Annotated in this window: 8 protein-coding genes and 1 riboswitch; of the genes, 5 read left to right on the plus strand and 3 right to left on the minus strand. The window is 59.2% G+C overall.

The genetic code is table 11. The features are described from left to right. Positions 1-134 precede the first annotated feature (134 nt). The 3 genes from IV01_RS06795 (at position 135) to IV01_RS06785 (ending at position 4,901) form a co-directional block, all read left to right on the plus strand. Positions 135-1,436: an Nramp family divalent metal transporter gene (locus tag IV01_RS06795; protein WP_032630301.1), complete on the plus strand. Its 1,302-nt coding sequence runs from the start codon at positions 135-137 to the stop codon at positions 1,434-1,436. Between the two features lie 268 nt (positions 1,437-1,704). After that, entirely contained in the window at positions 1,705-3,021 is a 1,317-nt protein-coding gene (locus IV01_RS06790; protein ID WP_032630302.1) for an MFS transporter, read from the plus strand. A 113-nt stretch (positions 3,022-3,134) separates the two neighbouring features. Next, positions 3,135-4,901, plus strand: coding sequence for a sensor domain-containing phosphodiesterase (locus tag IV01_RS06785; RefSeq protein WP_032630303.1), 1,767 nt, complete (start codon positions 3,135-3,137; stop codon positions 4,899-4,901). 10 nt (positions 4,902-4,911) lie between these two features. Here the strand turns inward: IV01_RS06785 and IV01_RS26875 are convergent, their stop codons facing one another. Next, positions 4,912-5,079: a DUF6021 family protein gene (locus IV01_RS26875; RefSeq protein WP_195758806.1), complete on the minus strand. Its 168-nt coding sequence runs from the start codon at positions 5,077-5,079 to the stop codon at positions 4,912-4,914. Between the two features lie 328 nt (positions 5,080-5,407). Beyond that, positions 5,408-8,206 carry a PAS domain-containing protein gene (locus tag IV01_RS06780; RefSeq protein WP_418903548.1) on the minus strand — a complete coding sequence of 933 codons (2,799 nt, stop codon included), beginning with the start codon at positions 8,204-8,206 and terminating at the stop codon, positions 5,408-5,410. Positions 8,207-8,411: 205 nt separating this feature from the next. After that, positions 8,412-8,617, plus strand: a riboswitch (cobalamin riboswitch). A gap of 105 nt (positions 8,618-8,722) precedes the next feature. Between IV01_RS06780 and IV01_RS06770 the strand changes: the two genes are divergently transcribed. Then, on the plus strand, positions 8,723-10,873 hold the full coding sequence (locus tag IV01_RS06770; RefSeq protein WP_032630305.1) for a TonB-dependent receptor: 2,151 nt from the start codon (positions 8,723-8,725) through the stop codon (positions 10,871-10,873). Between the two features lie 203 nt (positions 10,874-11,076). Here the strand turns inward: IV01_RS06770 and IV01_RS06765 are convergent, their stop codons facing one another. Continuing rightward, positions 11,077-11,988 carry a LysR family transcriptional regulator gene (locus IV01_RS06765; protein WP_032630306.1) on the minus strand — a complete coding sequence of 304 codons (912 nt, stop codon included), beginning with the start codon at positions 11,986-11,988 and terminating at the stop codon, positions 11,077-11,079. Positions 11,989-12,090: 102 nt separating this feature from the next. Here IV01_RS06765 and IV01_RS06760 point away from each other — a divergent pair, with 102 nt between their 5' ends. Further along, positions 12,091-15,516: a molybdopterin-dependent oxidoreductase gene (locus IV01_RS06760; RefSeq protein ID WP_032630307.1), complete on the plus strand. Its 3,426-nt coding sequence runs from the start codon at positions 12,091-12,093 to the stop codon at positions 15,514-15,516. Positions 15,517-15,537 lie beyond the last annotated feature (21 nt).

Below are 15,537 nucleotides of genomic sequence, written 5' to 3' on the forward strand. Positions count from 1 at the left end.
CTGCATCATCTGCTTCCCCGCCCCTCCCCCTCGCAATATTTCCAAACATTTGCAAAACTTCTTGAGTTGTACGACGTCCGATGTTGTGTTCGACTTGCACTGTCTCACTAAAAATAACAAGGGAGATCTAACCTATGGCGAGCACCAGCTCCGTCGATAAGAAACCTGTTGCTGTGCGCGAATCGTTTTTTGCCAAGGTCACCAAGCTACTGGGTCCTGGCATCATCGCGGTGTTGTCCTGGCTCGGCGCGGGCGACCTGATTACCTCTTCGGTAGCAGGTGCGAACTACGGCTACGCCATGATGTGGGTGCTGGCGGTTTCGCTGTTACTGCGATTCCTTATCGTCAATATCATCGCGCGCTTCCAGCTCTGTAATAACCAGGGCATGAGCATCCTTCAGGGTTACGCCCAACTCCATCCGCTGTTCGCCTGGTTCATGCTGGGTTACGCACTGCTGATGGGCCATCTGATCAACGCCTACATGATCAAGGGCGCAGGCGAAGCGCTGGCCATGTTGCTGCATATCAACCAGCCGTTGCTGTGCTCGTTTGCAGTGGTGATCGCGGTCTGGCTGCTGGTAGGACGCAACATCTACACCATGATCGAAGGCGTCATGAAAGGCCTGCTGGCCCTGATGACCCTGGCGTTTCTGGCGCTGGCGATCATGTCCAAACCCGATGTGGTCGGCATTCTCAAAGGCACTATCGGCTTCAGCATCCCGCCAGATGAGGGCGTGCATGGCGCGTTACTGGTAGCAGTGTCGGTGATCGGCGCCGTGGCCGGTTCCATCGCCAACTTCGTGCATCCGTATGTGATGCGCGAGAAAGGCTGGATCGGTCCTGAGCACAAGCGGATGCAGCGCAACGACCTGCTGTTCGCGGTGTTTGTCGGGATCATCATCAACCTGGCGATCTGGGTGGTCGGTGCCGAAATCCTGCGTCCCAACGGCCTGCAAGTGAATACCCTGCAGGATCTGGGCAAGGCGCTGGAAATGTTCTTCGGTCCTGCGGGCTGGTACATCTTCTTCGTCGGCGTGTTCGCCACCCTATTCGCCAGCATCGCCGGCAAGACCACCGCGTTCCCGATGCTGATCACCGATGCCTTCCAGCACATCCAGCCAAAACGTCGGGAGAAGTACGGCAAAGAGTTCCATAAAGACCCGATGCACAAGTGGTTCATGTTGTTCATCCTGGTCACCCCGTTGGTGTGGTCACTGCCGGGCATGCCGGACTTCGTAACCCTGACCATCGGTGTGAACGCGTTGAACATCATCGGCTTGCCGATCATCTCGCTGGGCCTGCTATTCATGTCGAACCAGAAATCCCTGCTCGACAAGCAATACCGCAACAACCTGTTCGAGAACATCGCACTGCTGTTCGCGACGGGTCTGGCATTGTGGGTCGCGTTCCAGCTGGGGAGTGATTTGTTGGGTTGATACTGTTGGGTTCTTTGTGGGAGCAAGCTTGCTTGCGAAGAAGGTGTTCGGCGATAAACATTTTCTGGATGTGCCGACGCCTTCGCGAGCAAGCTCGGTCCCACGTAATGGCTGCCGTCCTGACAAATGATTTGCAACAAACCATTGCACAACCACCGCTCCAGACAGCAGGATCGTTATTCCTGCCCAACCCAGCGGAGTTTCACTGGCAATGGACCACGTCTTACCACCACCCTCTACCCGGCTGACCTCCCGCGAATTTCGCGGGATGGTGGCCATCCTCATCTCCATCGCCCTCGCCACCCTCGATACCGCCATCGCCAATACCGCGCTGCCAACTATTGCAGCGGACCTGAATGCCTCGCCCGCTGCGTCGGTCTGGGTGATCAACGCGTATCAGCTGGCCGCGGTTGCGACGTTGCTTCCGTTTGCGGCGTTGGGTGGAGTTATCGGACATCGTAAGGTCTATTTGGGTGGCCTGATCCTGTTTGTGATCTCTTCGGTGCTGTGCAGCCTTGCCTGGTCCTTGCCGACCCTGACCATCGCCCGAGTCATACAGGGGCTGGGTGCCAGCGCAATCATGAGCGTCAATGCGGCGTTGATCGGTTCGATCTTCCCCCCGGAAAGACTGGGGCGCGGGCTGGGGATGAATGCCCTGGTGGTTGGTACCTCCTTTGCCGCCGGGCCTACCATCGCTTCTCTGGTGCTGTCAGTGGCGAACTGGCCGTGGCTGTTTGCGATCAACCTGCCCATTGGTGTCTTTGCCCTGGTCTTCGCCTGGAACTCACTACCCGCCAGCAAACCCGGAAAATTGGGCTTCGACCAGTTGACCGCCCTGCTCAATGTCATCACCTTCGGCGCGTTGATCTACGCCTTGGGGGAGGCTGCGCAACTGGGCTCGATGAACCGCGTGTTGGTCGCCATGACGGTGTTCCTGATTGCCGGAGCCCTGATGCTGCGCCGCGAAGCAGGCCACCCGGCACCGATGTTCCCTCTGGATCTGCTCAAGCGGCCCATGTTCGCACTGTCCGCCCTGACCGCCTTTTGCTCATTCGCCACCCAGGGCGTCGCCTTCGTGTCACTGCCGTTTTTTTTCGAAACCGTGCTCGGACGCGACCCGATCCAGACCGGTTTTCTGATGACTCCATGGTCGGTGGTCGTCGCGATGATCGCCCCGGTGGCCGGACGTCTGTCCGATCGTTATGCCCCAGGTTTGCTTGGCGGTATCGGCCTGGCGATTCTCAGTGCCGGAATGGTTTCCCTGACCCTGATGCCCAGCGATGCCAATGCCTGGGAAATCGGCATCCGAATGGTCATCTGTGGGATTGGCTTCGGTTTTTTCCAGGCGCCCAATCAGAAAGCCTTGATGACCAGCGCGCCGAGAGAGCGAGCCAGCGGTGCCAGCGGGACCATCGCCACTGCACGACTGATTGGTCAGGCGACAGGCGCCGCATTGGTAGCCTTGAGTTTTGGCATCAGCGGCGAGCATGGGCCAGTCCTGGCACTGGCCATTGGTGCTGGTTTTGCCGCTGTGGGTAGCGTCGCCAGCGGGTTAAGGCTGATTGCGGCAAATCCGCGCAGTTGAGCCGTTACGGAGGCCGTTCGTAGGAAACTTTTAGCAGTTTCTGGCATCCCAGCTATGATGGCATAAGGCCTCAACTCTAGAGACCGTCATTCGGCTGACCTTGGAAACACTTCATGAACTTAGCACCACAAGCCGAAAAACAACGCTTGGCCGCCGTCCGCGCTGTTCAGTGGCTGGAAACTGCCGCCAGCGAAAATTTCGATCGGATCTGCCGACTCGCTGCCGCTTATTTCGACGTCCCCACGGTCCTGATATCGCTGGTGGAAAAAGACCGCCAATGGTTTGCCGCCCGCGTGGGTTTCGCAGCCAATCAGACCCCGATTTCTCAGTCGTTCTGCGCCCATACGATTCAGCAGGATGGCGTGCTGCAGGTCGTTGACGCCTGCGTCGATCCACGATTCATCGCCAATGAACTGGTGACCGCGCCCGATGGCATCCGCTTTTATGCTGGCGCGCCGTTGATTACCCGTGAAGGCCATGCCATTGGCAGCTTGTGCATTATCGATAAGTGGCCGCATCAACTCAGCCACGCTGAAACGCTGGTCCTGCAGGACCTGGCCGAAATGGTTATCGCGCAGATCGAGCAGCGCCAGCAAACCCGGACGGCTCATCCGGCCAGTGGGCTGCCTAATCTACGTCAGTTTCTGGCTGATAATCCTGGTCCGTGGCTGAACACCGATCTGCCGATCAGGATGCTGGCAGTCATTGAGGTAGTGGACAGCCAATGGGCCTTTGAAGCCAATGCAGACGACGGCTGCAATCTGACCAGCAAGGCCGCGACTATCACGGCTCGTCTGGCTCAGGCACTGGATGACAACTTTACGGCGTACCACATCAGCGAGCGCCATTTCTGCCTGTTGCTGCCCACAACAGCGCACATGAAACAGCAGTTGATGCAGCATTTGAGCGAACTGGTCTGCGAACCCTGCGCCGAAGATTCAATCTCGACATTGCCTGGCGTACGCATGGGTCTCGCGTGCTGTGAGGACGGCCAACAATCTGTCGGTGAACTTCTGCGCAAGGCGCGCAGCGCAGCAGATCAGGCGGCTCGAGACGGGATTGATTGGGGGGTCTGGGATGAAAACCCCAACAGCGCCTCGCGCCGCGCCCTGACCTTGACGCTTGAGGTCGCCAGCGCCTTGGGCAACGGTGAAATCTCGTTGGTGTTCCAACCGCGTTTCAGGCTTGAAGACGGTCGCCAGGTTAGCGCCGAAGCGCTTCTGCGATGGACGCATCCGCTATTCGGTACGGTTTCACCCGCCGAATTCATCCCGCTGATCGAGCGCTCAGGGCAGATCAGTCTGGTCACTCGCTGGGTCATCGACAACGCGCTGGCCGCAGCCGCCGAATGGGAAGATTACGAAGCCAAGGTATCGCTGAACCTGTCTGCGCTGGACTTTCAGCATCTGGATATCGCAATGGAGCTCAAGAGCGCTTGTGACGCCCATGGCATCGGTCCTGAACGGGTTGAAGTTGAAATCACTGAAGGCGAATGGATCAGGGCCAGCACCACCGTACTCACCCAACTGTCAGAGATTCGCGCGTTGGGCGTGGACGTGGCCATTGACGATTTCGGCACTGGCTACAGCAACTTCGCCTATCTGCACGAGATCCCGGCCAATGTGATCAAGCTGGATAAATCCATCATCACCGATCTGGAAAACAAACCGCGCAACTGCATCATTGCGCAGTCCATATTCCAGCTGGCCCACCGTCTGGGCTATCGAACCGTGGCAGAGGGCATTGAGACCTTCAAATGTCTGGACCTGGTCAGGAGCTATGGCTGCCATGAAGCGCAGGGCTTCTTCCTCAGCCGTCCGCTGACAGCCGCGCAGATCAAGCAGACGACCGTGGGCAGCCACTTCCTGCTCAATGCCTGATCACGCCGGGCTATTCATCGGTTTCGTAAGGTGGGTATTGCTCATCTGGAACGCGCTTGTCGGCGTCCACGTCCTTGTCATCGGCCGGGGCTTTAGCGGGATGCGGCGGATCGATCTGCGGATCTGAGAGATCAGGCGAGTCTGGATCGAAGTCGGGTTCTTGCTCAGGATTAGCCATATTCACCTCTCGTCAAACGCCCAGGATGGCTGGGCTACCTGACTGTGAAAGCGCACGAAAAGCGAAGTGCGGTAGTTCTGACGAGTGGTGATTCCCTGTAGAACATTTAGGCTTGCGCGCGAGCTGAAATGCGACGTGGGACCGGCTTCAGCCGGGAAAGCGGTAATTCTGACGACACATTCTCAGTGACCGACCCGGCCTATTCCCGGCTAAAGCCGGTCCCACGACATCGCGATTGCATCCGTGGGAGCGCCACCCCGGTCGCTCCCACGAAACATCATTCCAGACAATGTCTCACGCTGCTCGTAAGCGCCTACAAGTCACACGTTTACCTGCCGTTGATTTCACTGCGCAACAACCGCGCCAGCGCTTCCACCGAATAAGGCTTTTGCAGGAAGGTGAAACCCTGTGAGTTGCCTTGGGCCAGTGCCGGGCTGTAGCCGCTGGTGAGCACGATGGGCATGAGCGGGTACAGACGCTTGATTTCCAGGGCCAGTTCAACGCCGTTCATGCCAGGCATGACAACGTCGGAAAAGACTGCCTGGAAAGTCTGGGCCTGCTCAGACAGGATCGCCAAGGCCTCGACACCGTTTTTCGCCCAGTGAATCCGGTAGCCCAACTCCCTGAGGGTCTGAGTGGAAAATTCACCGATTTGCAGGTTGTCTTCCACCACCAGCAGCCGTGCGCCCTCGCCGTCCGCCTGCGGATGCTGATCCACCACCGGCTGTTCGGTAACCGCGACGGGTATCACCTGAGGCAAGTACAGAGTGAACTTGCTGCCTGTCTGTTGCTGGCTTTCGACCATGACTTCGCCGCCAGACTGCTTGGCAAAACCGAACACCTGAGAAAGCCCCAGCCCGGTGCCTTTGCCAACCTCCTTGGTGGTGAAGAACGGATCGAAAATCCGGTCCAGCTGCTCAGGCGCAATGCCAGAGCCAGTATCGATCAGGGATACCGCAACGTAATCCCCTTTGGCCGCCGCGTGGGTACGACGGGCTGGCAGGTGCTGCACCGGCTCGACACAGATCCGCAAGACGCCCTCGCCGTTCATGGCGTCCCGAGCGTTGACCGCCATGTTGATCAGCGCAGTATCGAACTGACCGGCATCGGCATTGATGTGGCAAGGGATCTCGGGCAGTTCGATCAACACCTGAATTCGGGCGCCAGTCAGCGAGCTGATCATCTCACCGATAGTCCGCACGCTTTTACCCACTTCAAAGACTTCCGGGCGCAGGGTTTGCTGGCGAGAAAACGCCAGCAACTGGCCGGTGAGCTTGCTCGCGCGATCCACGGCATCGGAGATAGCATCGATATAGCGCCGACGGCGGTCCTCATCCAGGCTGCGCTTGAGCAGATCCGTCGAGGCCTTGACCACCGTCAGCAGGTTGTTGAAGTCGTGCGCAACGCCACCGGTCAGTTGCCCTACCGCTTCCATTTTCTGCGATTGCCGCAGGGCTTCTTCGGTCCGGCGCAAGGCTTCAGCGGCCTCACGTTCAACCTGAATATCCCGACCGACCGCATGGATGTAGGACTGATCCGGCACCGCGGTCCAGGAGATCCAGCGATAGGAGCCGTCCTTGTGCAGGTAGCGGTTTTCGAAGCCGGGAAAGCTGACACCCTGGGACAGATCCTGGGCCGCAGCGGTCGTGATCTGGTCATCATCAGGGTGAAGAAAATCGAGAAACGACTTGCCCTGCAGGTCGCTCTGGCTCCAGCCCAGGACCTGAGTCCAGGCCGGGTTGACGGCCACGATCTCACCGGTGAATTCGGCAATCAGCATCAGGTCGGTGGACAAGCGCCAGATTCGGTCACGATCCTGAGTGCGCGCCTCGACGCGTTCCTCAAGCGTGGCGTTGAGGCGTCGCAAATCTTCTTCAGCTTCGCGGGTCGCCGTTATATCTCGAGAAATACAGAGGATCTTTTCGACCGCGCCCTGCTCGTCGTAAATCGGCGTGACCTGCACATCCCACCATTTCGGGGTGCCCATATAGGTATTGGCAAAGCCCTGAAAGCGCCCGGAGATACCGGCCTTGGCGTTCGCAATGGCAGCCTTGGCATCCAGATGCCCTTGATCCTGCCAGAAATCAGGCCATGGACAGCCCTTCACCGCGTTGAAGTCACTGACTTCCATGACCTTCATGCCGCCTTCACTCATGAACGCCAGCTTGCCATCCAGGTCGATCACCTTGATGCAATCGTTGCTGCTGGCCAGGACCCGGCTATTGAACTCCTGAGTGTCACGCAGCCTGGACTCGGTGCGCTTGGTGGCTGTGACATCCTTGAACAGCACCGCGATTCGGTTCTGTTCCTGACCATCCACCTTGTAAGCGTAAATTTCATACCAGTGTCCGGCCAGGGCAACGGCTGGCGCGTCAAACCCGACGGACTCACCGGTCAACGCCACCCGGGCGTAAGCGTCGAACCACGGCTGGGGCTGGCCCTCTGTGATATCCCGCATGCTCTGGCTGATCATCTGCTTGAGCTGGGTCATGCCTTCAAAGGCCGGGTTGATTTCGACGAAGTGAAACTCGGTCAGTTGGTTATCGACAAAGCTCACATCCACCACGCAGAACCCGATATCGATCTTGCTGAACAGCTCGCGATAACGTGCGTCTCGGGACTTCAGCCGCTGAGCCAGTTGCACAGAATGAGTAGTCTCGACCGTATGGCACAGCACCCCCATGACCGTTTCTTCGCGCTCGTCATAAAGGGGCGAAAACGAAAAGGTCCACCAGGTCTGCTCAGGAACACCGTAGCGCGCCATGCTGATCGGCTGATTCTCGAAACGACTGGATTGACCGGCGAACGCTTGTTCGACCATCGGCCGAACCTGCTCCCAGGCATCGGCCCACAACGTCGTGATGCTCTGCCCGAGTGCGCCGGCCAGACGCGGACCGAGGATCGGCCGGTAAGCGTCATTAAAGAAGAACATCAACTCCGGCCCCCAGACCAGATACAGGCTTTCCGGCGAATTGAGCATCATGCTCAGCGCCGACCGCAAGGACGCAGGCCATTGCTCCATCGCGCCAAGGGATGAGTCTGACCAGTCTCGAGCTCTGATTGCAGCTCCGGTCTCGCCGCCAGGGAGGGTCAACGGCGAAGGTTTGGATACGAGGCTAATGGTCATTTACCAAATACTGAAGCGTCACATGACGACGATGATCGACCGCAGCGGCAGACGAAGATAGCCAAGTTTGGAGTGCTGGCGAACAAGTGGCAACCACCGGGTAGCGGATTCTGCCTGTTGGCCGCGCAAATAGACCACCGACAGGCCTCGACGTTCTCCACGACGTGCAGACATTGAAGATTGACGCGACCGCTCATCGATGGTCAGATGCGCGCCAGTTTCAGGTGCCTCATGCCGCCGAGCATGAGGTGAAACGGGAAGCCGGTGCGTCACTTCGATGACTAGTCCGGCGCTGCCCCCGCAACGGTAAGCGAGCGAAACATTCGACAGACCACTGTGCAACTGCATGGGAAGGTGAATGTTTCATGACCCTCGCAAGCCCGGAGACCGGCCTGCAACTTCGTTTTGGCAAACCCGCGGTGGGCGGGCGCAGGCCGGTTTCCGTGGGCTTTTGCGCCCGCGATTCCTCTCGCGTTATTCCCCCGGGATCCATTCATTCCTTTTGGTTGGAATCGTATGTCCCGCAACTCTCTGCTGCACACCCTGGCGACTCGTTCGCTGCACATCACACTGCTCCCCTGCCTGGCACTTTCGGCAACGGCTTTTGCCGACGACGATAAAGTACTGGCGTTACCTTCCACGGCGATCATTGACAGTGCAGATAGCCGCGAACCCGATCTTGCGACTGTGCTGCCGGCTGGCTCAAGGCTCAACCTGACGGCCCTGGAAAACCCCGCCAGCGTCAGTAGCCTGGGTACCGAGGCCATCAGCAATCGCAACAACCTTACCGTACAGGATGCCGTGACCCGCTCGCCGGGCATCACCAGCATTGCGGCGCCGGGCAATGGCAATACAGCGCTGTCGGCACGGGGTTTCTCGGGGCACCAATCGGTGATGACCCTGTTTGACGGCGCACGCCTGTACACCGGCTTTGGCACCCAGACCTTTCCGGTGGACCCATGGATGGTCGAGCGCATTGACGTGATTCGTGGCCCGGCTTCGGTGCTGTATGGCGAAGGTGCTACCGGCGCGGTGATCAATGTGATCCCCAAGAAGCCATTTGAGGGGCAAATCCACAACAGGCTGCGCCTGGGTTACGGCTCCGATGATCGTCAGCAACTGGGCCTGGACAGCGGCGGTTCGCTGAGCGACACCCTGAGTTATCGCCTGACGCTCAACCAGGAACAGAGCAACGGCTGGGTGGACACTGGCAACTCCAGAAGCCTGGCCCTGAGCGCAGCTTTACGCTGGCAAGCCACGGATGACCTGGCGTTCACCTTTGCTCACGAGCGTGGCGACAGTGAGCCCATGAGTTACTTCGGCGCACCGCTGATCGATGGTCGTTATCGCGACAGCGTTCGGGACAAGAACTACAACCTGCACAACGCCGTGCAGCGCTATAACGATGAATGGACCCGCTTCAACACCGACTGGGCGATCAACGAAAACATCAGCGCCAACAACCGGCTGTACTACATCAAGAGCCGTCGCCACTGGCGCAACGCCGAAGCCTATAACTGGAGCAGCGCCCAGGGGCAGCTGCTGCGTGGTGATTACCTGGAGATCAAGCACGATCAGGAACAGATCGGCGACCGCCAGAGCTTCACCTTCAATCATTCGTTGTTTGGCCTGGACAGCAGAACGGTAGTGGGCGCCGAATACAACCGGATTCGCTTCGGGGTGGTCAATAACTCGCCGTATGACGATGTAGGTGGCGACTACATTGATCCGTGGAACCCGGCAAATAGCGATTTTCAGAGCCGATCGCCGCTGCTGCCGCTAGCCGACAGCACCACCCGCACCTTTGCGCTGTTCGCGGAAAACCGCCTGCAATTGTCCGAGCGTTGGTCGCTGGTGACGGGCATTCGTCGCGATCAGAACCACATCGACCGCAACGACCTGCGCGCCAACACGCGCAGCGACCGTAGCCTCACAGGCGGCAACTGGCGTGCAGGCCTGGTGTTCGCGGTGACTGATCAGCTGTCGCTGTATGGCCAGTATTCCACCAGCGAGGATGGGGTCAGCAACCTGATCAGCCTCAACCCCACTCAGCAGCAAATGGACCTGACCGAAGCGAAGCAGACTGAATTCGGCCTCAAGCAGCAGTTCTGGGAAGGACGTGGAGAATGGACGCTGGCGGCCTACCACATCGTGAAGAAGAAACTGCTGACCACTGACCCGCTGACACGTCTCACCCAGCAGGTGGGCCAGCAATCTTCCGATGGCCTGGAAGCCTCGCTGGAAGTTGCCTTGAATCACGGCTGGCAGGTCTCGGCCAACGCCGCGCTGGTGCGCGCCGAATATGACAAGTTTTACGAAACGGTAGCGGGTCAGGCGATTTCCCGAGCGGGCAACCACCCCACCGACGTGCCACGGCGCAGCGCTAACCTGTGGTTGAGCAAAGCCTTGACCCAAGACCTCGACGCCGGAATCGGCCTGCGGTATGTCGATGCCCGTTATGCCAACGCTGCCAACACTGCCGACGTGCCGGGTTACAGCGTGCTCGACGCCAATCTGGGTTGGAATGTGGTGCACGATGTGCGATTGGGGCTGCAATTGAACAACCTGCTGGACCGCCGCTACGCCGTCGCCGGGCAGAACAGCGGGCAACAATGGCTGATGGGCCAGCCCCGCTCGTTGTTTGTGACGGCGGATTATAGTTTTTGAGGTGATGCGAGAACGCATTGGCTGTAGGAGCTCACGAGCACGGCGAGGCAGCAATGGCGGTGTGTTTGATGCACGTCAATCGCTGGCCTCGTAACCTCGGTCAGCGCCTTCAAAGATCGCCGAACCCGTGGAAGCGGTGCTTGCCCGCGATGCAGGCGATGCGGTCTGTCCAGCATATGGCGGTGTCTGTACTGCGGTCCCACTCACCCCCGTACCAAATCCTTGAACGACAACTGCAAAAAATCCTGCAATTCAAAAAAATTCTGGCTATGTGCACGGGTCGGGTCCCAGACCAGACCCAGGTCCATGGAGGGGATGGGGTCCGCCAATTGGCGGCGGACGATCCGGTGTCCATCCAGCGACCATGGGCGATAGACCAGGTCAGAAAGCACGGTCACCCCCTTGCCCGCCGCGACCAAGCTGCGTACCGCTTCGATCGAGGCACTGCGAAACCGCGGTTGTGCAACCAGGCCGTAGTGCCCCCAGTACTTGTCTACCGTGGAAACATGCTCATCCATATCCAGCAGGATGTAATCGTGGGCTGCCACGTCGGCCAGGCAGACGCGACTGGCGCTCATTAGCGGATGTTCAGGATGGCCCCACAACTGGCGCGGCGAACGGATCAGCGGGTTGCAACTCAGGGGGTCGGGATCGGGCAGATTGGAGGCCAACAGGATCGCCAGCTCCAGGGATCCATCGCGCAACCCGGCTTCAATCGCGGAACGTTGGTCCTCAATGATCACCGGTTCCAGCCGGGGGAATTTCTTTTCCAGGGCCTTGATCAGCGGCGACAAGACATACGCCGAAATAGTCTCGGTGACACCAATCCGGATCGGCCCGCTGGCGTGTGAAGGGCGTACGGCCACCGCTTCGACAGCATCGAGCATGGCGGCCTCGACCTGTTGCGCATGGCGCAAAAACACCGCACCCGCATCAGTCAGCCGCACACCACTCGCATGCCGGGTAAACAGCGAGACGCCGACGCTCTGCTCCAGCCCTTTGAGGGAAGCAGTCATTGACGACTGAGTGACGTGACAACGCTGCGCCGCCTTGGACACCTGCCCGGTGTCGGCGATGGCAATGAAATGCTGCAGTTGCTTGAGTGTGGGGAGCATCGGTTTTTCCGATATCGCGTTAAACAATCTTTGAATTATCAATACGTCGTCAGCGAGTAATAACATCGTGCCATGACTCATTACAAGTGGCGGTCTCAGCGGATGACAGACGCTCACCGGCAGGAAAAGACAGGCTATTGCACGCTGTGCCGCTCTCGTTGCGGCACGATCAACGTCGTGCAAAATGACCAATTGCTGGAAGTACGGCCCAACCCTGCACATCCCACCGGCAACAGCATGTGCCTTAAAGGCAAGGCCGCTCCGGAACTGCTGCACAGCGCTGATCGACAGCTGTATCCGATGCGCCGCACTAACCCGAAAACTCACCCTGATCCCGGTTGGGAGATCATTTCCTGGGAACAGGCGCTCAGTGAAGTGGCTCAGCGCCTGGAAACCGCGCGACGTGAATCCGGTGCCGAATCGGTGGCCTTTGCCGTCACCACACCCAGCGGCACGCCACTGAGTGACAGTATTGACTGGATCGAACGCTTCATTCGCCTGTATGGCAGCCCCAATACCTGCTACGCCACCGAGATATGCAACTGGCATAAAGACCATGCCCACGCTTTCACCTTTGGCTGCGGGATGCCCACTGCCGACTACCGTAATGCCGAGCTGATTTTGTTGTGGGGTCACAACCCGAGCAATACCTGGTTGGCCCAGGCGGAAGCGATTGGTGCCGGAGTCAAAGCCGGGGCGAAAATGATTGTTGTCGATCCACGCCAAACCGCTTTGGCCAGCGACGCCGATTGCTGGTTGCGAGTGCGCCCCGGCAGTGATCTTGCGCTGGCCATGGGGCTGGCCAATCTGCTGATTCAGCACAAGACCTTTGATGAAAGCTTTGTCCGCACCTGGAGCAATGGGCCGTTGCTGGTGCGTGCCGACAATGGCGACTTGTTGCGTGGTGCGGATATCGGCCTGCCCGATGCCGAAGATTTCGTCGTCTGGGACCTGCAGCTGGGCAAGCCACGCTCCTCCGGCGACCTGAGCAAATCGGACCTCGACGCGGCGGCTCTTTATGGCAGTTTCAAACTGACCCTCAGCAACGGCGATGGCACTATCGCCTGCAGCCCGGCTTTCGAGCTGTATGCCGAAGAATGTGCGGCGTACACCCCTGAACGGGTGACGGCCCTGACCTGGATCCCGGTGGACCAGCTTGAGCAGGCGGCCGGGTTGATCGCCGGATCATCACGGGTGGCGTTTCACGCCTGGTCAGGCGTCGGCCAGCAGGCCAATGCCTCGCAAACTGACCGGGCCATGGCCTGCCTGTACGCACTGACCGGCAGTTTCGACCGTGTCGGTGGTAACCGCATCTTCCAGAAGCCGTCTTGCAACCCGGTCATGTCGTTCGACCTGCTGGCCCCTGAACAACGCGAGAAAGCCCTGGGGCTGGACGCGCGTCCGTTGGGCCCGCCATCCCAGGGTTGGGTGACCGCTCCCGATCTTTATCAGGCCATCGTCAACCATCAGCCCTACGCGATTCGGACCCTGATGGCCTTCGGTACCAATCTGCTGCTGTCCCAGCCGGACGTTCATCTGGGCGAGCAGGCCTTACAGAAGCTGGATTTCTACGTCCACTGTGACTTGTTCGAATCTCCCAGCGCCCGTTACGCCGACATCTTTTTGCCGGTGAACACCCCATGGGAACGGGAAGGCCTGCGCATCGGCTTCGAAATTTCGGCAGAAGCAGAACGCCTGGTGCAGCTGCGCCAACGCATGGTGTCGCCACGGGGTGAATCCCGTTCTGACAATGACATCGTGTTCGATCTGGCCGTCCGGCTGGGTCTGGCTGATCAGTTCTTCAGTGGCTCTCTGGAAGCGGGTTGGGATTACATGCTTCAACCCTTGGGGCTTACTGTGGAGCAATTAAGAGCGCAACCAGACGGGACGCGTATCGACACGGTTGACCGGGAACGCAAATACGCAGACTCCGGCCGGCGCAAAGCTTTCAATACGCCCTCAGGGCTGGTGGAGTTGTATTCCGAACGGCTACGACGCCATGGCTACTCTCCCCTGCCTCGTTCTTCCGCCCTTGACCCCGCCGACGAAGCCAGAAACAGGGCTTTCAACTTGGTTCTGACCTCGGCAAAAAATGGTTATTTCTGCCACAGCCAGCATCGCAGCCTGGCATCGGTGCGCCGCAAGGCATTGTTTCCGGTGCTGGAGATTTCCGCTGAACTGGCCCAGGAAAGAGGCATTGATCACGGCGATAACGTGTTGGTGGTGACCGACAGCGGTGAAGCCACCTTCAGTGCACGGATCGCCAAGGGCCTGCACCCCGGCGTGGTGGTGGGGGAATATGGCTGGTGGCAGAAATGTGATGCCCTGGGCCAGGCCGAGTTACCGGTCGCCGGGAAATCGGGCAGCAATTTCAATAGCCTGATCGCCAATGCAGCGCTGGACCCCATCAGCGGTTCATCGCCGTTGCGGGCCTATCGCTGCGACGTGCGTCGCGATCCGGCCACGGATGAGCGCCAACGTCGCTGGGAAGGTTTCCGGGCGTTCCGGGTGACCGGGCTGCATCTTGAAGCCAGCGACGTGAGCACTGTGAGTTTTGAAGCAATCGACGGCGGTTACGTTCCCAACTTTCAGCCGGGCCAGCACATCACTGTGCTACTGCAGGTCGAGGCCCAGGCCGTGCTGCGCTCGTACTCCCTGACGGGCTCAGCCAATGTCCAACGCCGTCGTGGCTATAGCATCGCAGTGCGCCAGGCCTTGGGCATCGATGAGTCCGGCGCGCTTCAAGTGGGCCTAGCGTCAGGCTTCATCAACGAATCATTGCGGGTGGGCGACACTCTGATGGCGCAAATGCCGTCGGGGAATTTCATTCTGCCGATCACGACCAACCGTCCGCTGTTATTGCTGGCCGGCGGCATTGGCATCACCCCGTTTCTCAATCTGCTGGAAACCTTGAAGGGTCGAACGCAAACACCAGAAATTCTGCTGTTGTACGCCAACCGTAACGGCGACAGCCATGCGTTCAAGGCCCGGCTGCAGGAGTTGAGCAAGGTTTTGCCCCGCTTGCGGATCATCAATTTTTACAGCCGCCCGCAAAACGGCGACCGGGCCGGTGATGACTATCAGGTAGCAGGCAGAGTCACGGTTGAGCACGTGCCCAGAGCGCTGCTCAAGCTCCGGCCGCTGATCTACCTGTGCGGACAGGCGCAAATGATGAGCGAATTCTCCAGCGCACTGCAAAAGATCGGCGTGCCGCGCTTCGATATTCAGCAAGAGGTCTTCAAGTCGCCAGCCGTTCCTGTGATCGAGCCAGGGCTAAGCCATCCGGTGACCTTCAGCAAGACCGGCATCACCCATACCTGGTCCTCGCAGGACGGCTCCTTGCTGGATTTCGCCGACCGGCTTGGCCTGCGCCTGCCCAGCGGCTGCCGGGTCGGCCAGTGCGAAAGCTGCGCGGTAAAGGTGCTTGCAGGAAGCGTGGTTCACCTGCAGGGCGAAGGCTCAGACGACCCCGATGTTTGCCTGGCCTGCCAGGCCATCCCCACCAGCGCAATAACCCTGGATGCTTGATATGACCCGACGAGAAGGTGC

The organism is Pseudomonas syringae (assembly GCF_000737245.1).
Lineage (GTDB): Bacteria > Pseudomonadota > Gammaproteobacteria > Pseudomonadales > Pseudomonadaceae > Aquipseudomonas > Aquipseudomonas syringae_J.